Here is a 26238-nt window from a genome sequence, read left to right on the forward strand (position 1 = left end):
ACATATTCCATCAAAAATTAATTAGTAAATACATGAGAGGACAATTGAAAACAATCAGTATTTTTTTGGTGGTTTTTTTGTGCTTCGCATGTAAAAACCAAACCAAACCAGAAGACAAAATCAACACAGTGAATCAAGAGTTGAATATTACTGCTAAGGATATTTTGGGGAATCCAGACTATTTGGCCATTTCTTACGGAGGATACCGGAAAAAAACAAGGGAACAACAACCTACGCTGGCAGAGTTAAAAGAGGATATGAGGATTCTATCCGCAATGGGTGTTAGAATTCTTCGCACCTATAATGTACAGCTTCCACATGCCTCCAATGTCCTAAAAGCTATTCGGGAACTTAAAAAAGAAGATCTCAATTTTCAAATGTTTGTAATGTTGGGAGCTTGGATAGACTGTAAAAATGCTTGGACCGGTCATGAACCTGATCATAATGTGGAAAGTGAGGCCAATGCAGCCGAAATTGAGCGTGCTGTGAATTTGGCAAATGAATACCCCGATATTGTAAAGGTTGTCGCCGTGGGCAACGAAGCTATGGTAAAATGGGCCGCTAGCTATTATGTGCAACCCAATGTGATTTTAAAATGGGTAAATCACTTGCAGAATTTAAAAGTAGAAGGGAAACTTCCTAAAGAACTTTGGATTACCAGTTCGGATGATTTCGCATCCTGGGGAGGTGGTGATGCCGAATATCATACACCAGATTTGGAGGCATTGATCAAGGCGGTCGATTATATTTCCATGCATACCTATCCCTACCATAACACACATTATAATCCAGAATTTTGGACACAGCCTGATCAGGAAGTAGACCTTTCAGACAAGGAAAAGGTAGATAAAGCGATGCAGCGGGCACTTCTTTTTGCCCAAAAACAATACGACAGCGTAACCAACTACATGAAGAGTTTAGGTGTAAACAAGCCCATACACATTGGGGAAACTGGGTGGGCAAGTGTATCCAATGGATTCTATGGACCCGATGGTTCTAAGGCGACCGATGAGTATAAACAATCCATGTATTACAAATTAATCCGGGATTGGACCGAAGCAGCCGGGATTTCCTGTTTTTACTTTGAGGCGTTTAACGAGCCTTGGAAAGATTCTCATAATCCAAAAGGTTCAGAAAACCATTTCGGACTTTTTACCGTTGATGGAAAAGCAAAATATGCCCTTTGGGAGATGGTAAACCAAGGAGTTTTTAAGGGATTGACCAGAAATGGAAATACAATTACCAAAACATACAATGGAGACTTGAATGCATTGATGGATAAGGTTTTTGTTCCGCCGACCCATGAAGAAATGAAACCTCATTAAACCGATGTCATGAAATTAAGAAAACACTATTTATGGACAGTTATGGTATTACTAATGATAAGTTGCGGAGAGGAAAAATTGCCATTAGAGGTCGAAGTTTTTGAAACCGCCGCCAATGGTAATAAGGTAAAACCCATTGCCTTGGTCAATTCTAACGAAGCAAGTAGTGAAATAAGGATACTGCCTGAAGAAAAATACCAAACTATTACAGGTTTTGGAGGGTCTTTTACAGAGGCCTCGGCCCATTTGCTGAACCAGATGGGGAAGGAAAACAGAAAGAAAATTTTAGAAGCTTATTTCGGTGAAAACGGAGCGCAATATTCGTTGACCCGAACGCACATCAACTCATGCGATTTTTCACTTGGAAATTACTCCTACGCTAATATTGCAAACGATGTAAACCTAGAGCATTTTTCTATCGAAGAGGATAAGGATGACCTTATTCCTATGATCAAGGAGGCGATGGCCATCTCCAAAGATGGATTTAAGATTATTGCTTCCCCTTGGACGGCCCCACCATGGATGAAAGACAACAATGATTGGCGCGGTGGAAAATTACGCCCAGAGTTTCGAAATACTTGGGCTCTATTTTTTTCAAAATATGTGGAAGCCTACTCTATGGAAGGCATCCCAATTTGGGGTATTACCGTGGAGAATGAGCCTTTGGGAAATGACAACAATTGGGAAAGTATGCACTTTAGTCCCGATGAGATGACAGATTTTGTGCAGAACTATCTAGGTCCGCAGTTGGAAAATGATGGACATCAGGTGAAAATATTAGGTTATGATCAAAACAGGGAACATTTGGATGAATGGGTGGATAGCATGTTCAAAAATGAGTCTACTTCCAAATACTTTGACGGTACTGCAATACATTGGTATGCGAGCACTTACGAAGTATTTCCCGATGCCCTACAATATGCCCATCAAAAAGCACCAAATAAATATCTGATTCAAACCGAGGCTTGTGTTGATGCCGAGGTGCCAAAATGGAAAGATGACCAATGGTACTGGAGCAAGGAAGCAACCGATTGGGGTTGGGATTGGGCCCCGGAAAGTGATAAGCATTTGCACCCTAAATATGTCCCAGTGTTTCGATATGCAAGGGATATTATAGGGTGTCTCAACAATTGGGTCGATGGTTGGGTTGATTGGAATATGGTGTTGGATAGGCAAGGAGGCCCGAACTGGTTCAAAAATTGGTGTGTAGCCCCAGTTATTGTTGACCCAGATAAAGATGAGGTATACTTCACCCCATTATATTACACATTAAAACACTTTAGCAAGTTTATAAGACCAGGTGCGTTTCGCATAGGTTTCAATAATACCGATGATTCCCTATTGGTAACTGCAGCCCAAAATCCTGATGGATCTATCGTGGTTGTGGTTTTAAACCAAAATCTGGAAGAAAAGAATGTAACATTGTCTTTGGGTGAGGCATCCAATAACATGCAAATTGCCCCCCATGCTTTGCAAACTATGGTTATCACCAATCCAACCCAGATAGTCACTAACGCCAACTAAACAAAAAACTATGAGTAACGCCAAACTTTTAAAAGATAAAGTCCCCGTAGGGCAAAAAGCTGCATTTGGAGCCGGTCATTTTATCCTAAATATTTTACCAGGAACATTAGGAGTCTTCATACAGTTTTTCTTATTGACCGCATGGGGTGTAGACCCCTTATGGGCCGGACTTTTGGGTGGACTTCCGAGGATTTTTGATGCCATTACCGATCCTATAATGGGGTTCATTTCGGATAACACAAAATCCAAGTATGGACGAAGAAGGCCTTATATCTTTTGGGGAGCCATTATCAGTGGGGTTCTGTTCTTTTTGATGTGGCAACTAGATGACAATGCCTCCCAAACTTATATCATTTGGCATGTGATGGTGCTTCAAATATTGTTTTTGGTCGGAAATACGATGTTTGCCACTCCTTTGGTTGGGCTCGGTTATGAAATGACTTCCGATTATAACGAGCGTACAAGACTAATGAGTTTTGCCAATAGTATGGGGCAAATCGCTTGGATGATCGTACCATGGCTTTATGTAATAATTCCAGACTCAAACACTTTTAATACCCAAACAGAAGGTGTCCGAACCATGGCATTGATTGTCGGGGCAATGTGTGTGGTTTTTGGAATACTGCCAGCCTTATTCTGTAAGGGAATAGATTCGGCCCATATGGGAAATCGAAAGGAAATCACTTGGAAAACACTATGGTCCAATTTGAAAGATTTGTTTGTTGGAATAAAACAAGTGTCCAAAAACAAACCATTTATGAAATTATGCGGCGCTACCTTTTTGGTTTTTAATGGATTCCAGCTTGTGGCTGCTTTTGGTGTTTTTATTATCGTTTTTTACATGTATAGCGGCAGTTATGAAATGGCAGGTACTTGGCCTGCATGGTTCAATACCATAAATGCCATGATAACTGCATTTTTGGTAATACCGATTATCTCAAAAATGTCGGACAGATGGGGAAAGAAGAAAGCATTTATTATCTCCACCGCATTATCAATAGTCGGGTATCTTCTAAAATGGTGGGGGTTTGATAAGGAATTGAACAGTAAGTTCAGCGAGACTGGTTTTGGAAAGAGTTTGAATTCTGGCGTAGGATCACTTTTCGAATATCTTAATCCGATATTAGATGATGTGGGAATGTCCTGGTTTTCCATAGACCCAGGTAGCAATATACCTTGGCTCATCTTTGTGCCAATCCCATTATTTGCCTTTGGAATGGGAGGGTTGTTCACTTTAATGATGTCCATGACAGCCGATGTTTGCGATTTGGATGAACTGGAAAATGGGATGCCCAGAAAAGAAGGAACGTTTGGCGCTATTTACTGGTGGATGGTGAAATTAGGACAGGCAATTGCTCTTGTTTTGGGTGGAGTAATTCTGAAAATCGTCGGCTTTGACCCCAATGTTACGGAACAGACTTTAGATACCATGAACAGACTAAGGATAGCAGATATAACCATCCCTTCCTTGACCGCCGCTTTGGCTATTTGGGTTATGTGGAAGTATAGCCTATCAGAGGAAAGAGCAAAAGAAATTAAAGAAAAACTTGTAGCACGTAGGGGTGAACTATAAAACAAAATAAAAATATGTCTTACAGAAAAGACCACCAATTCTCATTGTCCAAAGCTGGATATACGGAGCACTTAGGGATAGATTTTGATAAAATATCTAAAGATGAATTGAACCAACTTTGGTTGGAAACCGTTCAGAATGGCATGCACGGCCTTTGCTTCAGTATTTATGAAGATGGACAAAGTCCAGGCGATGTTATTACCAAAGAACAGGTGAAAAGAAGAATGCAAATCATCAAACCTTATACGGATTGGGTTCGTTCCTTTTCTTGTATTGAAGGTAATGAGCACGTTCCAGTAGTAGCTAAGGAGCTTGGTATTAAAACCTTGGTAGGTGCTTGGTTGGGTTCCGATATGGATTTGAATAAAAAGGAAATCGATGGGCTCATTAAATTGGCCCAAGATGGATATGTGGATATTGCCGCTGTGGGTAATGAAGTAATGTACCGAGGTGATTTGACCGAGGAACAGCTATTGGAGTACATCCATACTGTTAAAGAAGCATTACCAAATATTACCGTTGGCTATGTAGATGCGTATTATGAATTTTCGCAACGACCAAAAATAACCGAGGCTTGTGATGTGATTTTATCCAATTGTTACCCTTATTGGGAAGGTTGTCCCATAGAATATTCCTTGAACCATATGCAGCAAATGTTTGGTCAGGCAACCGACGCGGGTCAGGGAAAAAAGGTTATTATAACCGAGACAGGTTGGCCCAGTCAAGGAGCGGGGCTCAATGCGGCACAACCGTCCGCCAAAAATGCCATGAAGTATTTTATTGATACACAAGCTTGGTCTAGAAAAAATGATATCGAGGTTTTCTATTTTTCTTCATTTGATGAATCATGGAAAGTAGGCGACGAAGGGGATGTTGGAGCGTATTGGGGACTATGGGATAAAGATGAAAAATTAAAGTTTTAGACCCATCAATAAGCAAACGTTACATCAATGAGGTTTGAAATTCCATAATTAATCAACTTTTTATTCGAAAAGATTGTAATTCAGCCTAAGACCATTTCAGATTGGCTATGTATTTAGTAGATTTGGGAAGTAACCAAACTATCCAACTGACTCATGACCCTGAAACAACGCTCGTTTTATTTTCTGTTTACTTTTTTATTGACTTGTGCAACCTTTGCGCAAGATTTTGAAGCACTGCAATACCGAACCATAGGACCATCTAGAGGTGGTCGGGTAACCACAGTGACAGGAACATCCATGCTCCCGGGAACCTTTTATTTTGGCGCCTCTGGTGCTGGTGTCTGGAAAACAGATGACTACGGAACTTCTTGGAACAACGTTTCCGATGGTTTTTTTAAAACACCTTCCATAGGAGCCATTGAAATAGCAGCCAACGACCCCAACATTGTTTATGTGGGCACAGGTTCCGATGGAATCCGAAGTAACATTATAGAAGGTAAAGGGATGTACAAATCCATAGATGCCGGAAAAACTTGGGAACACATTGGATTGGAAAATGTAGGTCAAATAGGGGCAGTAGAAATTGACCCCACCAATAGTAATATCGTTTGGGTCGCTGCCATAGGAAATGCTTTCAAATCCAATGAGGAACGAGGCATATTTAAAACAACGGACGGAGGTAAAACCTGGGATAAAGTATTGTTTGTTTCGGAGGAAACCGGTTTCGCAGATTTGGAATTGTTACCTGGCAACCCAAATGTGGTATATGCTGCTGCATGGAAAGCACGTCGTACACCTTGGACCATTGATTCAGGTGGCAAAAACAGCGAAGGCGGTATTTACAAATCTGTTAATGGAGGAAAAGACTGGGAAAAATTGGAAGAAGGCCTTCCCGAAGGACTTATCGGTAAAATTGATTTGGCGGTGTCCCAAGTAGATTCTAGAATTTTGTATGCCGTTATTGAGGCTCCAACTGAAGATAGAGGATTGTATAAATCCATAGATCAAGGAAAATCATTTACTCATGTTTCTGATGACATTAGATTGGTAAACAGGCCTTTTTATTACACCAATATTGAATTGGACCCGACCAACCCCGATATTGTGTACTCCAATGCCAACCCATTGATTAAATCCACGGATGGTGGAAAAACATGGAAGCGTATGAGCGTGCCCCACGGGGACAACCATGATATTTGGTTGAACCCTAACAATCCTGATTTGTTGATACAATGTAATGATGGTGGTGCCAATATTTCCCATAATGGTGGAAAAACTTGGTCTACCCAATACAATCAACCTACAGCGGAAATCTATCAAGTTGCGGTGGACGACCAATATCCATATTGGGTATATGGAGCTCAGCAAGATAATACCACTATTGCTATTCCAAGTATGGCGCCCAAAGCATCATCTCCTGCAAATGGAAGTGTAATGATAAGTGTTGGAGGCTGCGAAACGGGACCAGTAATCCCAATGCCGGGCAACCATTATATTGTTTACAACAACTGTAAGGGACGCTTTAGCGTGTACAGTAAAAAAACAGGACAAAGCCGTGAGTATTCCATTGGCGCATCCAACATTTACGGACACAATCCAAAGGATTTAAAATATAGATTCCAGCGTGTAGCACCTATTCATGTTTCGCCATATGACCCAGAAGTGGTATATATGGGCTCTCAGTTCTTGCACAAAACCAGCAATGGTGGTAAAAACTGGGAAATTATTTCTCCAGATCTAACGGCCAATGAACCCGACAAGCAGGTCATTTCAGGTAACCCAATTACTCGCGATATAACAGGGGAAGAATATTACAGCACGCTGTATTCCATCAGGGAATCAAAAATTAGTAAAGGCTTGATATGGACGGGCTCCAATGATGGTATTATTTCTGTTACCAATGATGGTGGCAAAACTTGGAGTAATGTTACACCTAAAAAGTTGCCAAAAGGGGGTAGGGTAGAATCCATTGAACCATCACAATATGATCCAGCCAAGGCCTATATTGCCGTGGATCGTCATTTATTAGGGGATACTACCCCATATCTCTACAAAACAGATGATTATGGTAAGAGCTGGGAATTGATCAGTACGGATTCCAATGGAATCCCATCAGATTATACTACTAGGGTTTTACGAGAAGACTCTGTTCGTGAAGGCTTGTTGTATGCTGGCACCGAGTTTGGAATGTTCGTATCGTTTGATGATGGCGGTACTTGGAAAGAGTTTCAACAAAATCTTCCCGTGACTCCAATTACAGATATTACCTTATTCCGAGGTGATTTAGTATTAAGTACTATGGGGCGCGGATTCTGGATTTTGGATAAGGTGACCACGCTTCAGGATGAAAGTATTACCCAACTGGGTGATACTCCAGTTTTGTTCAAACCTGATAATACGTACAGATATCAAACGCCATGGGGTGGTGGAGATTTCCCTGAATACCCGTCAACCAGCGTGATTATTGATTATTACTTGCCATCCGATATAAAAGATGGGGTTAGTCTTCAAATTATGGATGCTCAAGGTAAAGAGGTCGCAACTATTGTCAGTGATTCCACAAAATTGAAATCCACCACCGAAAAGATAGAGGATATGAGCCTTAGCATGACCTTTGTTTACATGGACGAAAAATTGGAGACCAAAAAAGGCTTGAATCGATTTGAATGGAACCTTGAGCAAAAAGGTGCTTGGGCAAAGAACGAGAGTAGAAGGTATAAAAATGGGCCAATGGTTTTACCAGGTAAATACAACGCTAAACTAACCGTCGGGGATAAATCTTTCGAGAAATCTTTTGAAGTCCTTATGGACCCGAAACTCGAAGATGATGGTGTTTCTTTGGCTGATATGAAAGCGCAACAGGCACTTCAGTTTAAAGTAATTGATTTATTGTCCGAGGCACGAATGCTTCAGGATAAGGTTGAAGACAAAATAAAGGAGCTTGAAAAAAACAAAGCGAGCGAAGCTACCTTAAAGCAATATAAGGATGCCTTAAAACAGCTCAAAAATGATGAAGGAGCCTACCCAGAAGTGGTGATGGTAGCTCAAATATCATATCTCTATTATATTTTAAGCAGTGCCGACAAACAACCGGGACAAGAGGAAAAAGATAGCTATCAGGAGCTGTTGACCCAATTCAATCAGCTTAAGCAGGGGCTTAGCTTTTAAAAATATAAGACTGAACAAAAGTTGAACATGTCAGTTCGAGCGCAATCGAGAACCAAACTATGAGGGTTTCGACTGCGCTCAACCTGACAGACAGTTCTTTTCTTCTACATAGAGAAAGTATTTAGTGCAGCTCTTCGCAATGGAAACCTTGGTTTTTCAATAACGAAGAAATCATGGGGGCAATCAAGCTTTGAGTTTCAACACGGAGAATATTATCGCAATCCTCCAAGTCAAAATTCCAACAACCATTATTGTCGACCAACTTGTTCAAAGAGGGCTGAAGTTTTTTCACCTCGTCTTTTCGCTTCACGGATGTTTTAAATACTAGGACTGTCATCATCCTTTAGCTTCGGTCATAAAAAAATGGTGGCTCAATATCCAAAGCGCGTAAATACACATAACCTTGACCTCGATGGTGAATTTCGTTATCCACAAAATATTGAATATTGGATAGTACGGAACCTTCATATTGGCCAAAAAGTTTAACATGCTCTTGAAATCGTTCTATACTAAGTTGTTTCCATAGTTTATTGATTTGCTCCGTGTCTTGGTCCCATTTTTTCAAAAATTCGGCTTTTGTGTTGCCATAGTCTCGGTTTTCATCAAATTCACCGGTTTTACCAGATACGATTTCTGTAAGTCCGGGAACGGCAATCGCTAAAAGCTCCTTTGCCATCTCGGAAAAAGGTCGCATACCTCCAATACTGTAATTAAAGAATTCTTTTTCTGGGAATGCCTCGATAATCTTTCTGGTAAGCCTTCTGTGCCCTTGGTAATGTTCTAAAAACTGTGCTGGTGTCATCACTTGTGTTGTTGTCTGTTCATTAATGGTGTTTTCCATGAAATTGTGGTTTAAAGGTTTATTGTTTCTGGAATCAAAATTATGAGGGAGGTGTGACAGCCCTGTGTCAGTAGTGAAAATTGAAATAAAAAAAAGTTATTGACAAGCTGTTGTCATAAGGCAAGCATAGCTTTGTACATGAATAAATGATTAAACATGAGCTATAAAAGACCTCTCATCCTTGGATTGAAATCCTATCTTTGGGAGATAGCTCACGCAATTATGGGAATGGATACCGTAAAACGTTTTGATAGGATAGTTGCTATTTTAATACAGCTACAAACCAAGCGAATTGTAAAGGCACAAGAACTTGCAGACCGATTTGAGGTGAGCTTGCGAACTATTTATAGAGACATTAGAACCTTGGAAGCCTCAGGGGTGCCCATTGTGAGCGAAGCCGGTGTGGGCTATTCCATTATGGAAGGCTATCGATTGCCTCCTGTGATGTTTACCCGTGAAGAAGCCGGAAGTTTTGTCGCGGCAGAAAAACTCATGCAAAGATTCACCGATAAATCCCTTGGAGCTTATTACGAATCGGCTATGTTTAAGTTAAAATCAGTGCTACGCGGAAGCGATAAAGATTGGGTGGAAGCTTTGGAATCCCAAGTATCCATAGTACCTGGTCAAGTTTTGTTCAATGCAGAAGTGCCCAATGCCCTTGAGATAATATTTGAAAGCATCGCGGAACGTAAACAAGTATTTTTGCGATATGAATCATTACGAGAAGAGACCCCATCAGAACGACGAATAGAACCCGTTGGTCTCTTTCATGAGAACGGATTTTGGTACATTTTAGGGTATTGCCATCTAAGGGCAGATTACAGGCATTTTAGAACAGATAGAATCCACCGAATTGCAAGAACATCGCTTGATTTTTTGCTGGAACACGGCACCATTGATGAACATCGGAAGAAAAGGGAAGAAGTCAGTAAAACCAAAGTGAAGATTTTAGTAGAAAAGTCTGTGGCCAAATATATTCGCGGTCAGAGCAAGTATTACGGATTAATTTCTGAAGAAGTGAAAGGAAGGGAAGTAGAAATGACCTTTATGACAACCGATTGGAAAAATGGTTTTGCCCGATGGTATTTAATGTTTGGAGATTACGCTAAAATTATTGAACCCGACACCTTAAAAGAGCGTGTGCTGGAAATTTTGACCAAAACCCGGGAAATGTTGTCCAACTAGAATTTTGAATAGAAAATGGATTTGTTCACAAGCCAAATAGACCCAAAGCAGAATTTATTGCCCAAGGATGGGACCGTAAATTATTTGGGGCCCATTTTGGACATGTCTAGAGCAGACCATTATTTTCAACAACTTTGGAATACGATACCTTGGGAAAATGATATAATCCATATGTTTGGTAAACGCATCGAAACCAAACGCAAGGTGGCTTGGTATGGAGACAAGCCTTTTGAATACACCTATTCCCACAGTACCAAAAAGGCTTTGCCTTGGACACAAGAGCTGTTGGAGTTAAAAAAGCTCACCGAAACTCTTACTGGAGAAACCTATAATTCGTGTTTGCTCAACCTGTACCATTCTGGTGAGGAAGGGATGGGTTGGCACTGTGATGATGAAAAAGAACTCAAACCAAATGGAGCCATTGCTTCTTTGAGTTTTGGAGCGGAGCGAAAGTTTGTCTTTAAGCACAAAGAATCCAAAGAAAAAGTTGAATTGGTACTGGACCACGGCAGCCTTTTAGTGATGAAAGGTGCAACCCAATCGTTTTGGTTGCACCGTTTACCGCCTACAAAAAAGGTTGGAACGCCTAGAATTAACCTTACTTTCAGGAAAATTGTAAAGTAGGTTTTTCCTATTGGTCTGCCCCATCTGCTTTTGCCCTATCAATAGTGTATTGCGCGACTTCTCGTCCTTGGTCTGTTCCCACGGTTGCATCAAAACTCCAATGAATGCCGCCGTAAACTCTCGAAACTGCAGCTTCTTCGGCCCAAGCCCTTAGTGTAGGGGCTTTTTCTGGAAATATATAGGACAGTACCTCTGATGCTGCTGCAGAGAAGACACTGTGCCCCGAGGTGTAACTAGGGAAATTGGGTGTTCCTGCAATGGTTTCAAACCCTTCTATCAATTGAATAGGCCTAGGGTAATGGTAATAATATTTTGCATCCCAACAACTAATGCCTGAGTCCATAATGGCCATGTTCATATAGGCCAAAGTTCGTGTAGTCTGCAGTGGGTTTAATTTTTCCTCCACAATTATTTCATTGGCAATACGATTCCAATGGCCAGGTGGGGTATAGGTACCAAGGCCATCTTGCCAAAAATTGGCAATTCTTCGTTTTTCGTCCGTCATGTTACGCGCATAGTCCTTCAATAGTTCCACATCGTTCAAAAATTCTTGTGAATCCAATTGTGGAGGGGCAATTGGCCGTACACTTTCAACATCATCTATACTCCACATGTTGACTTTGCTAAAAAAAGGAGTCAAACCAACGGGACGTTCCGGAATTTCCAAATTGTCCCAAGCCCAGCCAAACCTTTCATATGCAGCTTGCTTAATCGAATCTGATACGGCTTTTGGTGTCTGTGCATTTTTCATTCCATCGTTGGAGGCTCTGGTCAATGCGGTTTCGGACACGGCATTTCCAATTTCCAGCCCTGCTGTAATGTCACTCATGACATTGCCCCCGGATAATAGTAAGCTTTCCAAATGTTCCTCTTCCACTTGTTGAAGGTATTCTTCTTCCAAAGGAAACATGGCCGTAAGAATGTTCTTGGATGCCCTGGCAATTACTGCACCATCCGAAGGGTAGGAAGGTATTTGATTTTCTTCATAGGCATAATCAATATCTTCATCTTGTTGAAAAGGAGCAGGCCGGTTATACTCATATTTGTAATGCCAAGCCGAAATAAGTCCATCAAACTGTGCAACGGACATATAGGCCAATGCTCTACATGCATAAGGAGGATGTGCGAATGGAAATGCCGGTGGACCTTCTGGGTTTGCAGGGTTAGGTAATGTATAGGATCCATCTGCGTTGGGTCCAGGTATTAGGTTATATTTTGCAATGAGTTCCAAAGCAATTTCATTCCAACGAATAGCTGGATTATTGGTCCAGTATCTAATAGCCTTCTTTTGATCAGAAGTTATGTCTGCCATGGCTTCTTTTACATCCTCGAGTTCGTTAAGATAGTCTTGGGAATTGGTTGACGAAGGGACTGGAACATCAATGGAAGATCCTGAATCTTGGAGTACAGGTACCCAATCGCCACCATTGGTATTAAGCTCGGAGTAGGTATACCCTTCATAAGGAAGGTATTGCGGTGTATCTTTTTCACAGGATATTGTGGTCATGGCCAATACGACCAAAAGCGTAAAGTATATATTATTGCGCATTTTCTTCATCAGTTTGTTTTTTGATTACGTTGAACTGGTAGGTTAATCCAAACCCGGTGTTACTCATTTTAGGTGTGTTTCTGCCATTAACCACCCGATTGTGATAGGCCACAACACCCAAACCTTTGATAGATTTGAAATAATACTGTGCCGAAAATCCTAATCGGTCAACCTCAACTTTATTGGTGGGTTGTGCGGCATTATAGGCCCTAATATCATCACCGCTAGTGGAGGTAAGGCTAGAGTAGCTCAGTTCCAGTTTTAGGGAAGTGTTAAAAAGCCATTTCCCGAGAATTGCCTCATAGGTCCATGCATTGGGGACATCCATCCAAGCTGTATAATAACTACCATTGTTATAGTAATAGTCGCGTTCCGCCTCGGTATAGCCTCTCCAAAGATGTGCCGCCGATGCACGAAAATAGAGTTGGCTGTTCAATTCATATTGACCAATGGCACGTAGAGAAAATTCTGGAGCCCCGGAACCAATACTGTAAGGTCTATAATCGGAAAGATAATTGGTGAACGGAGTTGAAAACCCAGCCGTTCCTAAAAAGGATATCCGACCTGGACCTAGTTCTGTTCGAATAGATCTATATTTTAAAGCAAAGCCAATATCTTGAAACCCTCTTGCCCCAGTAAATTTACCACCATTGGGTTCCGAGGATTCCGTGCTTATGTAGGGCAAGCTTACATAAAAATTAAGGTTGTCCAAAATACCAATTGCCGCCATGGGCAGTACCATGTTTCGGTCAACCGTGGCAATAGTTTCATTGGACCTTAGATACGAACCCTCCCAATATCTGTCAAAAGTTCCCATATCATAAGAAAACAGAACACAAATGTTCTTGGACGGCATCATAAGGGCATCCGATGGTGTTTGAGCTTTTAAGGGCTCCATGGGGTATAACAATGCCAACATCCCAAGGAGTGACATAATCCGACCAACCTTTCTTATATGGAACAGGTGCGGAGGGTAAAGAAGTTTTTTTATTGTCATAAGATAAATTTGGATGGATTGCTCAAGAAGTAATTATGGTTTTGATTTATATTAGTCTGTTTGTGAAAACTTTGCGGGCTAAAATAGAGTTATGGTGCAAGGCTTTGGATTAAGGAAACCCCAAAAAACATTATGAAAAAGGTAATAGGATTGTATAAAGGTTAATTTGGGTTAATGAATTCCAAACCCAGTTCAATTTTTATGAGAGGTGTCATGTTTTTCGCCATTTCACATCAATGGGAAGAATAGAAGATTGCAAGAATATAAAGATATCGTAACCTTGGTACCCTAAAAAATGAATAGTTTGCATAGTCATTTTTAAAACTTTAAAACCAGAGGGGACACGCAACCAATGAGAAGCTTAATACCATTTTTATTTCTAGTGGGCACAATACTAAGTGTTCATGCCCAAACTATTGATGTTATTTCTTATAATATTCGATATGACAACCCAGATGATGCTCCAAACAATTGGGACAATCGAAAGGAGTTTCTAATCTCCCAACTCAATTTTTATAATCCCGATGTATTTGGAGTTCAGGAAGGATTAATTCATCAAGTGAAAGAGATAGACCAAGGATTGGAAGACTACGCTTATTTTGGTGTGGGACGTGATTACGGTGATGAAAGAGGAGAGCATACGGCTGTGCTTTATAATAAGCAACGGTTAAAACTTCTTAATCAATCTACGTTTTGGTTGTCCCTTACCCCAGACAAACCATCCAAAGGATGGGATGCCGCCCTGCCAAGGACTTGCACATACGGTGTTTTCGAAAGCAAAAATGATGGGACCAAGTTTATGGTCTTCAATACGCACTTTGATCATGTAGGGGTAAAGGCACGGGAAGAAAGCTCCAAGCTTATTCTGGAGAAAATTAAGGAATTGAACACCGAAAACTATCCAGTGGTTTTAACGGGCGATTTCAATTTAGAAAGCAATAGCCCAGGGATGCAGGTGATTTTGGGTGATATGAAGGATACCCATATTGCTGCCGGTAAAAATGCCTTTGGCCCTAAGGGAACATTTAACGGTTTTGAATTCACTAAACCCGTGGAGCGAAGAATCGATTATATTTTTGTTTCCGATAAGTTTCAGGTGCTAAAAAGTGCTATTTTGAGTGACTCTAAAGATTGCAAATATCCTTCGGATCACCTTCCTGTTTTTGCCCGACTGAAATACTGATTAGGTTGGGTTTAAACCCTATGGATTTACTTTCTTTCAGGCCATTTATTTATACTGATTTTAAGTAGTCTCAAAAAAACTAAAAACAATGTTAATTTTATTGTGATGTTTGGAGTTACGGCGCTATATGTTGTAAGAAATCTTTAACTTCAAAGGGAATTAATCAACATTATGGCAACATTTAAACTAAACATCAACGGAAAAGAACAAGAGGTTGACGTGGATCCGTCCACTCCTGTCCTCTGGGTTCTGCGGGATCACTTAAATTTAGTAGGGACAAAATATGGATGCGGGATTGCACAATGCGGTGCCTGTACCATTCATTTGGACGGAACAGCGACAAGGGCTTGCATGCTAACTGTCTCATCCGTAGGGAACTCTGAAATTACAACGATTGAAGGATTATCTGAAGAAGGTGACCACCCAGTGCAAAAAGCTTGGTTAGAGGTGGATGTACCCCAGTGTGGGTATTGTCAAGCCGGTCAGATTATGACCGCTTCAGCACTTTTGGAAAAAAATCCAAACCCATCAGACGAAGAAATTGAAATGGCCATGAACGGCAACATCTGTCGTTGTGGGACCTATACCAGAATTAAAAAGGCCGTGAAACTAGCGGCTAAATCATAACCCATAAAACTAGTATAATGACACTTGTAAAGACAAAAATAGGACGACGTGCCTTTATTAGGAATACAGGATTGGCTAGTGGTGGACTTGTTATCGGGTTTAGCTGGTTAGCTTCTTGTAAAATGACTCCAGAGCAGGTAAATAGCCTGCCAGATGAGTGGTTTGATCTCAACGGTTTCCTTAAAGTTGGGGATAATGGCATGGTAACCATCATGTCACCAAACCCTGAAATTGGTCAAAACGTAAAAACATCCATGCCTATGATCGTAGCTGAAGAGCTTGACGTAGCATGGAAAAATGTGTTAGTGGAACAGGCTCCGTTGAACACTGATATTTTCACAAGACAATTGGCAGGAGGTAGCCAGTCCATTCGACAAGGATGGGAAAGTTTACGAATGGCAGGAGCCACCGCACGGCATATGTTGAAAGAAGCTGCGGCGCAAGCTTGGGGCGTTTCAGCAGATGAAATTACCACAAAGGATGGTGTACTCACCCATGAAGGAAGCGGAAATTCGGCAGGCTATGGAGAAATGGCCTCTGCTGCAACAGCTATTGAAGTGCCCGAAGAAGTCCAGTTGAAAGATAACGGGGACTTCTCTATTATTGGTACAGACAAGAAAAACGTGGATGGTAAAAAAATAGTTACCGGTAAGCCATTGTATGGATTAGACGTTTATAAAGAAGGGATGCTGACAGCCATGATTGTTCATCCACCAGCTTTTGGTATGAAATTCAAGAGCATGAATGCAGAATCGGTAAAGTCGATGCCCGGAATAAAAGATGTCTTCCATTTTGAGGCATACCCTGAAGATGTTGAAAAACAATGGTCCGATGGAGGTGCTATACCAGAATTGGTTGCCATTGTGGGGGATAGCACATGGGAGTGCATGCAGGCAAAAAAAGCATTGGATGTGGAATGGGAAGAAGTATCCAAATTGGAAAGTACTTCTTACCATGATGAAGCTCTTGTATCACTTTTGGATAAAGCCCAAGAAGAGCCGGCAAGAAAGGATGGAGATGTGGAAGCAGCTTTCAAAAAAGCTGCAAAAATTGTGGAAAGTACCTATTCAGCACCCTATTTGGCCCATAACACTATGGAACCAATGAACTTTTTTGCACATGTCACGCCAGAAAAAGCTGAATTACTTGGTCCAATACAAACTCCGGAATTTTTAGAGCAAACACTGGTGTCCAGATTGGGTATGCCAGTAGAAAAGATAGATATAATGATGACCCGTATGGGTGGAGGTTTTGGCCGTCGCTTGTATGGAACTTTTGCTGTAGAAGCAGCCGCAATTTCCCAAAAAATGAATGCTCCAGTTAAATTGGTGTATTCCAGGGAAGATGATATGACCCAAGGTACTTATCGTCCATCTTACAAAGTAAAATACAAAGCTGGAATAGATGAAAATGGAAATCTTATCGCTTGGCATGTGCGTGGAGCAGGTACCAACGATGATTTGATTTTCGAAAATCGTTTCCCAGCAGGGGCTGTGGACAATTATCTTGCAGAAAAGCATAGTTTACAAACCAATGTGACCACTGGAGCATGGCGGGCACCAAGGTCTAACTTTATCGCAGGTGCAGAACAAGCATTCATGGATGAGGTGGCAGAAGCTGCCGGAAAAGATCCATTGGAGTTCCGTTTGGAGCTATTTGATAGAGCTATCAACAATCCTGTAGGCGACCCGGAAAAGAACGATTACGACCCAGAACGATATGCCGGAGTATTGAAACTTGTTAAGGAAAAAGCCAATTGGGGCTCCGAAACAGGTAAAGCGCGAGGTGTTGCAGCATACTACTGCCACAATTCCTATGTGGCTCAGGTGTTGGAACTAGAAGACGGTGGCGATATGCCAAGGGTTGATAAAATAACCTGTGCGGTGGATTGCGGTATCGTAATTAATCCATTGGCCGCCAAAAACCAGATTGAAGGAGGTATGATCGATGGTATTGGCCATTCAACCTTTAGCGCCATGACCTTTGAAGATGGTAGACCAGAGCAGTCCAATTTTGATAAATATCGTCTCATGCGTCATTCCGAAGCACCCAAAAATATAGAAGTGCATTTTGTGGATAATGGTATAGATCCAACAGGTTTGGGAGAGCCTTCTTTACCGCCAGCTATTGGAGCATTATCCAATGCTTTATACAATGCAACGGGAAGACGTTATTACAAACAACCATTCATAAATGATAAGCCGCCATTGGTGGGTTAAATCATATCGTTTTAAAAATGTAAATAGTAACTGGTCAGTAGATGTTTTCTACTGGCCAGTTTTTATATGTGATAATCTTATTTTTGATTTATTGAATGTAACTGAGTGTTATTCAGTTTATTACGCTTTATGAATTTTTTCATAAAAAAAGTTGTCATATCATTTTTTTATCTATGTTTGCTCCATAAATGAGTCCATTGTTTTTGGACGCATTGCCTATAAGCTTTGAATACTTTTTTCATGTTCGGGCTTTTGGGGATAAGAAAGTCTACCCAAAAAGCCGTCTTAAGATTAAGACACCGAATACACGGGCTGACTTTCGAAGAACTACATCATTTTAACCGTGATTTTTCGCGGACGCCTTACTTTGTACCCTATACCGTATTTGAATTTCGTATCTGAGAACTACCCATTTTCAGACTGATTTTTTCCATTTTATTATTACATCATTACGAAATTTAAATGAAAACGAAATACATCGATTTAATCGAGCAAACTTATGATTTCCCACAAGAGGAATTTCAATTACAGGACAACAAATTACAGTTTCACGGAATTGACCTCTATGAGTTGGTGCAGCGTTATGGAGCACCATTAAAGTTTACCTATTTGCCCAAAATATCGGATAATATCCAAAGGGCGAAGGGTTGGTTCAACTCAGCCATTAAAAAGCATAAGTATGCCGGTAAATACAACTACTGCTATTGTACTAAAAGCTCCCATTTTGAGCATGTTTTGAATGAAGCCCTTAAAAATGATATTCATATCGAAACTTCGTCGGCCATTGATATCAATATTGTAGAGTATTTGAAGAATGCAGGTAAAATCACAAAAGACACTTATGTAATCTGTAATGGCTTTAAGCGTGATCAATACATTCAAAATATTGCTGGACTGATTAACCGGGGGCATCGTAACTGTATCCCTATAATTGATAACTACGAGGAGATAAACTTGTTGGGAGAAGCTATCGAAGGAAAATTCCAAATCGGCATCCGAATTGCATCAGAAGAAGAACCCAAGTTTGAGTTTTATACGTCTAGATTGGGTATCGGTTATAAGAACATTGTGCCTTTCTTCAATCAATCTATAAAACCCAACGATCAAGTCGAATTGAAGATGCTTCATTTCTTTATCAATACGGGTATTAGAGACACGGCCTATTATTGGAACGAACTTTTAAAGTGTTTGAAGGTATACATCGACCTGAAAAAGGTGTGCCCAACTTTGGATAGCCTTAACATCGGTGGTGGGTTCCCTATCAAAAACTCCTTGGTGTTCGATTATGATTATGCGTATATGGTGGATGAAATTATTCATCAAATAGGCCAAGCGTGTGATGAGGCAGGAGTGGAGGTACCGAATATTTTTACCGAGTTCGGAAGCTTTACCGTTGGAGAAAGTAGTGGAAACATTTATGAGGTTCTCTATCAAAAACAGCAGAACGACCGTGAAAAATGGAATATGATCAATTCATCTTTCATTACCACCATGCCCGATTCCTGGGCGATCAGTAAAAGGTTCATTATGCTGGCCATCAACCGTTGGAACGAGGAATATGAGCGTGTACTTTTAGGTGGACTTACCTGTGATAGCGACGATTACTACAACTCGGAGCAGCACATGAACGCCATTTATTTGCCCAAATACAAAAAGGATAAGCCGCTTTACATTGGATTCTTTAATACAGGGGCGTACCAAGAAACCATTGGAGGCTTTGGCGGGTTACAGCATTGTTTGATTCCCACCCCAAAACATATTCTCATTGACAAAGACGAGGAAGGGAATATAAAAACATCGGTATTTGCCGAGCAGCAAACCGCTGGCGAGTTTCTTTCGATTTTGGGATACGGAAGCAAAAAGCCTGTAGAGGTGCCGGTAGAGGCCAATGAATTGCCAGTGCCCAGCAATAATTAAAAAAGGAATTATCATAAAAGATGAAAACAGAAAAAACATATGCTGGTATTCCAAAGGAATACGGCATGTCAGAAAAGACCAAAGTAGTACTCTTGCCAGTTCCTTATGATGGCACCAGTACTTGGGGAAAAGGCGCAGACAAAGGTCCAGAAGCCTTTTTGGAAGCCTCGGAAAACATGGAGGTATACGATATTGAAACAGATAGTGAAGTATACAAGCAAGGCATTTACTTAGCAGAAGCCATTGAAGATTTTGAAACTCCGGACACCATGGTTGAAGCAGTGCGCAAAACCGTAAAGGAGTACATCAATCGCAACAAACTGGTAACGATGGTGGGAGGGGAGCATTCCATTTCCATAGGGGCGATAAGAGCTTTTAATGAATGTTTTGAAGACCTTACCGTACTTCAGATTGATGCGCATGCCGATTTGCGCAAAGAGTACGAAGGCACAAAATACAATCACGCCTGTGCATTGTACGAGGCCAACGAAACTACAAATTTGGTGCAAGTGGGCATTCGCAGCATGGATCATGCCGAAACCTTGGTAATGGATCGCGATAGAGTGTTTTTTGCCCACGAGATGGTTTCCGATGATTTTTGGATGGATTCCGCTTTAGACCTAATGACGGACAATGTCTACATCACTTTTGATTTGGATGCATTTGATCCATCCATTATGCCATCAACTGGAACGCCAGAGCCAGGCGGACTGCTGTGGTACGAAACCCTTGACTTTTTACTTCGGGTTTTTAAAGAAAAGAATGTAGTTGGTTTTGATATTGTGGAACTCTGTCCAAATGATATCGATAAATCATCGGATTTCTTGGCGGCAAAGCTCTATTATAAAATGTTGAGCTATAAATTTTCAGATAACAACGAATTCACGGAGTAAACCTTTGAAGCAAATACACATACTTCAAAAATTCCAAAAACATAATAATTACAATGAGTAATAAAGGAGAAATATCACAATTCATACAAAAATACTTTTTGCACTTTAACTCCGCCGCTTTGGTGGATGCTGCCAAAGGTTACGAAGACCAGTTGAACAAGGGGGGCAAAATGTTGGTTTCCTTGGCAGGGGCAATGAGTACTGCCGAACTCGGCAAAATATTTGCGGAAATTATCCGTACTGATAAAGTTCATATTGTATCCTGCACGGGAGCGAACCTCGAGGAGGATTTAATGAACTTGGTGGCACATTCCCACTATAAAAGAGTGCCCAACTACAGGGATTTGACTCCCCAAGAAGAGTGGGATCTTTTGGAGAAAGGCCTTAACCGAGTCACAGATACCTGCATTCCCGAAGAAGAAGCCTTTAGAAGGTTGCAGAAGCACATTTACGACATCTGGAAAGAGGCCGAAGTCAATGGAGAGCGCTACTTCCCGCATGAGTATATGTACAAACTATTGCTTTCCGGTGTATTGGAGCAATATTACGAAATAGACATTAAGGATTCCTGGATGTACGCAGCCGCTGAGAAAAACTTGCCTATTGTGGTCCCAGGTTGGGAAGACAGTACTATGGGCAACATTTTTGCCAGCTACGTGATCAAAGGAGAGCTAAAAGCGAGCACCGTGAAATCAGGTATTGAATACATGACCTTTTTGGCCGATTGGTATATGAAAAACTCGGAGAATGGCATTGGATTCTTCCAGATTGGTGGAGGTATTGCAGGGGATTTTCCTATATGCGTAGTACCAATGCTCTATCAAGATTTGGAACAAACAGAAACTCCGTTTTGGAGCTATTTCTGCCAAATCAGTGATTCCACCACAAGCTACGGGTCTTATTCCGGAGCAGTGCCCAATGAAAAAATCACTTGGGGCAAATTGGATATCGACACCCCAAAATTCATTGTAGAATCGGACGCGACCATCGTGGCGCCTTTGATTTTTGCTTACCTATTAGACATGTAACCATGAGAAAAACACAAACAACTGTTTTAAAAAGAGTAATTGTCGATTATAAAAAGTTGGACAATACCATGTTGAATCTTCTTGTGGAAAAGTTTCCTGATGGGTACGATGATGATGACATTGTTACCTATAGAAACGCTAGTAAGGAAGTAGTGGAATGCGTTGAGGTTCGCACCGAAGACACTGCTTACTTAATCAAAGTAAGTAAGCGTTTGGTAATGGCCATGGAGGATTACGAAGAGTCTGAAAACGATGATGATGAGCCATCTTTGGATGCTGAAGAACTAGAGGCTTCGGAAGAAGAATGATATCAATTTTCACATAAAATAATTTACCAAAATGGTATCAAAAGCAATGGCCCTGCACTTGGCGGCGAGTATCAATATTCCTGCATGCAGGACAGCTTTGAACAAAGAATTGGTTTATGGTGATAGGGATGAACTTTTTTATTCCGATGCATCACGTTACCTTTATGTCTTCAGATATGGTGTGGTTTCGTTTTTTGGGTATACCGAAGGAGAAATATCACAACTTTTAATGGAAATCAAACCGTTTTGCGAGGAATGGAGGCAATCCGATATCACCGAAACCATGGAAATGGAATTGGTGTCCAACCGCGAAAGGGCAGTGATAAATAATGACAAGTTGATATTGCCAAAATCCAATGTAGAAGGTATCCGTTTGGCATTGTTGCATTTGTCGCAATCCGTAGCATTGGATCATTACGCAGGGCTCTCGGAACAGGCGATGAAGGAAACCCGACAGCACACCACCTATCTGGAACAAAAGGGAAAGTTGGATATAGGCGGAAAGAAATTAAAAAGGCATATTGCCAAGGTATTGAACATTAACAACCAAATTTCTGAAAACCTCTATATTTTTGACTCCCATGAAGTAGTTTGGGAAGATTTGGAGCTCGACAGGTTGGACAAAGGTTTAAAGCAAATCTTTGATTTAAAGGAGCGGTATAGAAATATAAAAGAACAAGGTGTAGTGATCAAGGAAAACCTAAGTTTGTTCATGAACATTATGGATCATAGGGAAAGCAGTAGGCTCGAGTGGATCATAATAATTCTGATTTTGGTCGAGGTCGTGGACTTGTTCATTATGCGATTAATCAATTAAATACATATTAGTTTTGAGCGATTTTAAAATATTGGGTAGCGAAGAATGGTGCCAGTTTGATGATTTGAGAATTCCGGCCATAAAGGCCAGAGTGGATTCCGGAGCAAAAACATCATCCATACAAGCCAGTAAAATCAAAATTTTTAATAAAGGACTGGAAGAGTGGGTACGGTTCGAGGTAAGCCCCGTTCAAGACAATAGGAGTATTTCTATCTTATGTGAGGCCAAGTTGGTCGATGTACGGAATGTAAAAAGTTCACAAGGTATTGCGGAAGAGCGTCCTGTAATAAAGACTAAAGTAAATATTGATGGGGATGCTTTTGAAATTGAATTGACATTGGCCAATAGGGATACCATGGAGTATCGCATGCTATTGGGGCGTGAAGCCATTAATGGAAGGTATTTGGTAGACCCGTCCCAAAGTTTTATTCAAGGAGATATTACCGAGGAGCAATTGCAAGAGAAGTATAAACCTTTTACAACGGAGAAGAAGGGACTTCGCTTGGGACTTTTGGCAAGTAATCCAAACTTGTACAGCAATAAAAGAATTATTGAGGCAGGCGAAATGCGGGGCCACAAAGTGGTTTTTCTGAATGTGGAACACGTTTATATGAAATTAGATGCCGCAACTCCTGAAATTAGGTACCGTGGCGGAAACATTTTGGATAAGTTCGATGCCGTGATTCCAAGAATAAAACCAGCTGTTACTTTTTACGGTTGTGCTTTGCTACGACAGTTTGATACCCTGGGTGTCTATTGTTTAAACTCTGCCGATTCCATTGGTAGGTCAAGGGATAAACTTTTTGCCTCGCAATTATTTTCCAAAAACGATATTCACATACCCACTACGGGCTTTGCCAAGTCCCCGATGGATACCAAAGACCTTATCCGTATGGTGAGTGGGGCTCCATTGATTATTAAATTGCTGGAAAGTACCCAAGGAAAAGGAGTAGTACTTGCCGAAACCAATAAGGCTGCCGAGAGTGTAATCAATGCCTTTAAAAGTGTGCAGACCAATATTTTGGTACAAGAATTCATTAAAGAAGCCAACGGGCACGATATCCGTTGTTTTGTGGTGAACGGAAAAGTAGTAGCCTCCATGCAGCGTACTGCCCAAAAAGGTGAGTTTAGGGCAAATATTCATCAAGGTGGTGCCGCATCTAAAGTTAAAATAACTCCCGAGGAACGAAAGTTGGCCATTAAATCTGCAAAAGTGTTCAATTTGGATGTTGCAGGGGTAGATCTTATCCGTTCGAACAAAGGGCCTTTGTTGTTGGAAGTAAACTCTTCACCAGGACTTCAAGGAATAGAAAATACCACAGGGAAGGATATTGCCAACGTAATGATTGAGACCATCGAGAAAAAATTGAAATATAAGCAATGAGCCTATCTTAAATATTCAATGATTTGATATTCAATTGATTATTCAATTGATTATTCAATTTTAGATGTGTTTTCCTACGCAAGCCTCTCAAAATCCAAATATAAATTGAAAACGGGCATTCGTTAACGGAGAAGCCCCATTTGTTAATTACACCCTTTCCGAATCAAGGGACAATGGTATGTTTGTATCAGTTAACGCAAAGCTTTACAGCTTAAGTTAAAACCTTTAATAGGATGGGGTGATTATAGGGTACTTAGTGTTCTTTGCCTAATGTCTTATTTCTAATAAGGTTTACGTTGCTCCAAGGGGTTTTTGAGGTTGAGCCCCTTGGTTGTAACGGTTTTATTAAGATCAAATATATGTTCCCATAAATTTGACCTACTTTTTCGAAAAAGAGCCGTTTTTTACGGCTCTTTTTTATTTGGAGAAGCTTCAAATAGTACCAAAAGGTAATATCATTCACAATTGTTCACATCTTTTAAGAAAACCAAAAAAATCTTGGGTGTAAGTTTTTGGACAAAAAACCTACTTTTGTAAAGTAACATTTCAGGAAGAAGATTTATGTCAGAACAAGTGGAAAGAATCAAAACATTGATTATAGGATCAGGGCCAGCAGGTTATACTGCGGCAATTTATGCCTCCAGGGCAGATTTAAAACCAGTATTATATACCGGTATGGAACCTGGCGGTCAGTTGACCACGACTACAGAGGTGGACAACTTTCCGGGCTATCCAGAGGGAATTGATGGACCAGCCATGATGATGCAGTTGCAGCAGCAAGCCGAAAGGTTTGGTACCGAAGTAAGAATCGGTATGGTGACCGCAGTAGAATTAAGCGATGAGATAGGAGGTATTCATAAAATTACAGTAGATGACTCTACGCAATTGGAAGCAGAAACCGTTATTATCTCAACTGGAGCTTCTGCCAAATACTTGAATATACCAAGTGAGCAGCGATTGAGAGGTGGTGGTGTATCTGCCTGTGCCGTTTGTGATGGGTTTTTCTATAAAGGTCAGGATGTGGCCATTGTAGGTGCCGGAGATACCGCTGCTGAAGAAGCATCTTACTTGGCGAATATCTGTACAAAGGTTACCATGTTGGTTCGTAAAGACCATATGCGAGCATCAAAAGCTATGCAGCATAGAGTAAACAGTATGGATAATATTGAAATCCGATACAATACCGAAGTAGATGAGGTATTGGGTGATCAGGTGGTTGAAGGTATTAGGGTGGTGAACAATCAAACTGGGGACAAAGAAGAGATTCCTGTTACCGGATTGTTCATTGCTATTGGACATAAACCCAATACAGACATATTTAAAGGACAATTGGATATGGATGAAACAGGTTACATTATAACCCAGCCCAAATCCACTAAAACGAACAAGCCTGGTGTTTTTGCAAGTGGCGATGCACAGGATAAAATATACCGACAGGCAGTTACTGCTGCAGGTACAGGTTGTATGGCGGCATTGGATGCAGAAAGATACTTGGCAGCTGTTGAGAGCAAGGAAATGTTGGCATCTTAAAAGTCAATTCATTAGAAAATAAAAAAAGGCACTGAATTTTCAGTGCCTTTTTTGTTGATTGTAACTCAATCAATCCGCTTGTAATTCTCTGAAAAAGTTCTGTTGCCATCCGAGTCAACCGTAATTTGACTGAATGTATCTTCTTTTAGAATAAGTTCGAAAGTAAAGTTTCGCATGGTATCCAATGCTTTCATCATATCGTCGTCACCATATTCAATCACCTCAATTAAAGAGTTGCCCGCTACCCTGTAAGAACCATACCCAAATCTTCCATTGGGTTCATCTGGCACATATCGGGTCCACATAATTTTCTCTTTGGAATACATTTTTACTTGTCTGTATCCATCCGATTTTTTAATGGTATCTATAACGTTTTCTCCGTCATAGTTGTAAAAACTTTGTAACTCCCATGTACCTTCGATACTTGGTTTGGTTGTTTCGTGTCCTTTAAAGCTTCCCGCGATTAAGAAAATAAAAACGAGAGTAAAAAGTAAAACTGATTTTTTCATAATGCCCTACTTTTAAAAGTGTTAGAATATCTAAAAGGTAAGAATAAATATTAATAATATTAAATTTAAGAGCTGTAAAAATGAATCTAATTCATATTTCTCCCTTTATTTTTG

The 26238-nt window shown here is 40.7% G+C and carries 22 protein-coding genes; 17 read left to right on the plus strand and 5 right to left on the minus strand.

The window, feature by feature from the left end:
* The first annotated feature begins 32 nt into the window (after positions 1-32).
* From D2V08_RS09990 to D2V08_RS10010, 5 genes are all read left to right on the plus strand, one after another.
* Positions 33-1325: a glycosyl hydrolase family 17 protein gene (locus D2V08_RS09990; RefSeq protein ID WP_119608016.1), complete on the plus strand. Its 1293-nt coding sequence runs from the start codon at positions 33-35 to the stop codon at positions 1323-1325.
* Between the two features lie 9 nt (positions 1326-1334).
* A complete protein-coding gene (locus D2V08_RS09995; protein ID WP_119608018.1) occupies positions 1335-2849 on the plus strand; it encodes a glycoside hydrolase family 30 protein in 1515 nt (504 codons plus the stop codon).
* Between the two features lie 10 nt (positions 2850-2859).
* Positions 2860-4422: an MFS transporter gene (locus tag D2V08_RS10000; RefSeq protein ID WP_119608020.1), complete on the plus strand. Its 1563-nt coding sequence runs from the start codon at positions 2860-2862 to the stop codon at positions 4420-4422.
* A 14-nt stretch (positions 4423-4436) separates the two neighbouring features.
* The gene (locus D2V08_RS10005) at positions 4437-5345 is read left to right on the plus strand and encodes a glycoside hydrolase family 17 protein (protein ID WP_119608021.1); all 909 of its coding nucleotides are present in this window, start codon (positions 4437-4439) and stop codon (positions 5343-5345) included.
* A 153-nt stretch (positions 5346-5498) separates the two neighbouring features.
* Positions 5499-8513, plus strand: coding sequence for a WD40/YVTN/BNR-like repeat-containing protein (locus D2V08_RS10010; RefSeq protein ID WP_119608023.1), 3015 nt, complete (start codon positions 5499-5501; stop codon positions 8511-8513).
* 121 nt (positions 8514-8634) lie between these two features.
* On the opposite strand, the gene D2V08_RS10015 is transcribed toward D2V08_RS10010, so the two are convergent.
* Positions 8635-8853 carry a hypothetical protein gene (locus D2V08_RS10015; RefSeq protein WP_119608025.1) on the minus strand — a complete coding sequence of 73 codons (219 nt, stop codon included), beginning with the start codon at positions 8851-8853 and terminating at the stop codon, positions 8635-8637.
* A 3-nt stretch (positions 8854-8856) separates the two neighbouring features.
* Positions 8857-9354 (minus strand): DinB family protein, encoded by a 498-nt coding sequence (locus D2V08_RS10020; protein WP_119608027.1) that lies wholly within the window; start codon positions 9352-9354, stop codon positions 8857-8859.
* Between the two features lie 222 nt (positions 9355-9576).
* Between D2V08_RS10020 and D2V08_RS10025 the strand changes: the two genes are divergently transcribed.
* Positions 9577-10539, plus strand: coding sequence for a helix-turn-helix transcriptional regulator (locus D2V08_RS10025; RefSeq protein WP_182835531.1), 963 nt, complete (start codon positions 9577-9579; stop codon positions 10537-10539).
* 15 nt (positions 10540-10554) lie between these two features.
* Positions 10555-11163, plus strand: a complete 609-nt coding sequence (locus D2V08_RS10030; RefSeq protein ID WP_119608030.1) for an alpha-ketoglutarate-dependent dioxygenase AlkB family protein — start codon at positions 10555-10557, stop codon at positions 11161-11163.
* Positions 11164-11170: 7 nt separating this feature from the next.
* Here the strand turns inward: D2V08_RS10030 and D2V08_RS10035 are convergent, their stop codons facing one another.
* Positions 11171-12712 (minus strand): vanadium-dependent haloperoxidase, encoded by a 1542-nt coding sequence (locus D2V08_RS10035; RefSeq protein ID WP_119608367.1) that lies wholly within the window; start codon positions 12710-12712, stop codon positions 11171-11173.
* Complete coding sequence (locus D2V08_RS10040; protein WP_220473401.1) at positions 12702-13709, minus strand: transporter family protein; 1008 nt, start codon at positions 13707-13709, stop codon at positions 12702-12704. The genes D2V08_RS10035 and D2V08_RS10040 overlap by 11 nt, the downstream gene beginning before the upstream one ends.
* 352 nt (positions 13710-14061) lie before the next feature.
* Between D2V08_RS10040 and D2V08_RS10045 the strand changes: the two genes are divergently transcribed.
* From D2V08_RS10045 to trxB, 10 genes are all read left to right on the plus strand, one after another.
* Entirely contained in the window at positions 14062-14892 is an 831-nt protein-coding gene (locus D2V08_RS10045; RefSeq protein ID WP_119608032.1) for an endonuclease/exonuclease/phosphatase family protein, read from the plus strand.
* A 171-nt stretch (positions 14893-15063) separates the two neighbouring features.
* Complete coding sequence (locus D2V08_RS10050; protein ID WP_119608034.1) at positions 15064-15519, plus strand: (2Fe-2S)-binding protein; 456 nt, start codon at positions 15064-15066, stop codon at positions 15517-15519.
* Positions 15520-15536: 17 nt separating this feature from the next.
* The gene (locus D2V08_RS10055; RefSeq protein ID WP_119608036.1) at positions 15537-17738 is read left to right on the plus strand and encodes a xanthine dehydrogenase family protein molybdopterin-binding subunit; all 2202 of its coding nucleotides are present in this window, start codon (positions 15537-15539) and stop codon (positions 17736-17738) included.
* 462 nt (positions 17739-18200) lie between these two features.
* Positions 18201-19655: an arginine decarboxylase gene (locus D2V08_RS10060; protein ID WP_119608037.1), complete on the plus strand. Its 1455-nt coding sequence runs from the start codon at positions 18201-18203 to the stop codon at positions 19653-19655.
* Positions 19656-19675: 20 nt separating this feature from the next.
* Positions 19676-20548, plus strand: a complete 873-nt coding sequence (gene speB / locus D2V08_RS10065; protein WP_119608039.1) for an agmatinase — start codon at positions 19676-19678, stop codon at positions 20546-20548.
* Between the two features lie 53 nt (positions 20549-20601).
* Positions 20602-21576, plus strand: coding sequence for a deoxyhypusine synthase family protein (locus D2V08_RS10070; RefSeq protein ID WP_119608040.1), 975 nt, complete (start codon positions 20602-20604; stop codon positions 21574-21576).
* Positions 21577-21578: 2 nt separating this feature from the next.
* Positions 21579-21884 (plus strand): hypothetical protein, encoded by a 306-nt coding sequence (locus D2V08_RS10075; protein WP_119608041.1) that lies wholly within the window; start codon positions 21579-21581, stop codon positions 21882-21884.
* A 31-nt stretch (positions 21885-21915) separates the two neighbouring features.
* Complete coding sequence (locus tag D2V08_RS10080; RefSeq protein ID WP_119608042.1) at positions 21916-22701, plus strand: RMD1 family protein; 786 nt, start codon at positions 21916-21918, stop codon at positions 22699-22701.
* A gap of 13 nt (positions 22702-22714) precedes the next feature.
* A complete protein-coding gene (gene rimK, locus D2V08_RS10085; protein WP_119608043.1) occupies positions 22715-24085 on the plus strand; it encodes a 30S ribosomal protein S6--L-glutamate ligase in 1371 nt (456 codons plus the stop codon).
* A 561-nt stretch (positions 24086-24646) separates the two neighbouring features.
* Positions 24647-25615, plus strand: a complete 969-nt coding sequence (gene trxB / locus D2V08_RS10090) for a thioredoxin-disulfide reductase (RefSeq protein WP_119608044.1) — start codon at positions 24647-24649, stop codon at positions 25613-25615.
* A gap of 65 nt (positions 25616-25680) precedes the next feature.
* Here the strand turns inward: trxB and D2V08_RS10095 are convergent, their stop codons facing one another.
* Positions 25681-26124: a hypothetical protein gene (locus D2V08_RS10095; protein WP_119608045.1), complete on the minus strand. Its 444-nt coding sequence runs from the start codon at positions 26122-26124 to the stop codon at positions 25681-25683.
* Positions 26125-26238: the final 114 nt, after the last annotated feature.

Origin of the sequence: Flagellimonas lutimaris (assembly GCF_003581615.1) — a bacterium.
In the GTDB taxonomy this organism is placed as follows: domain Bacteria; phylum Bacteroidota; class Bacteroidia; order Flavobacteriales; family Flavobacteriaceae; genus Flagellimonas; species Flagellimonas lutimaris.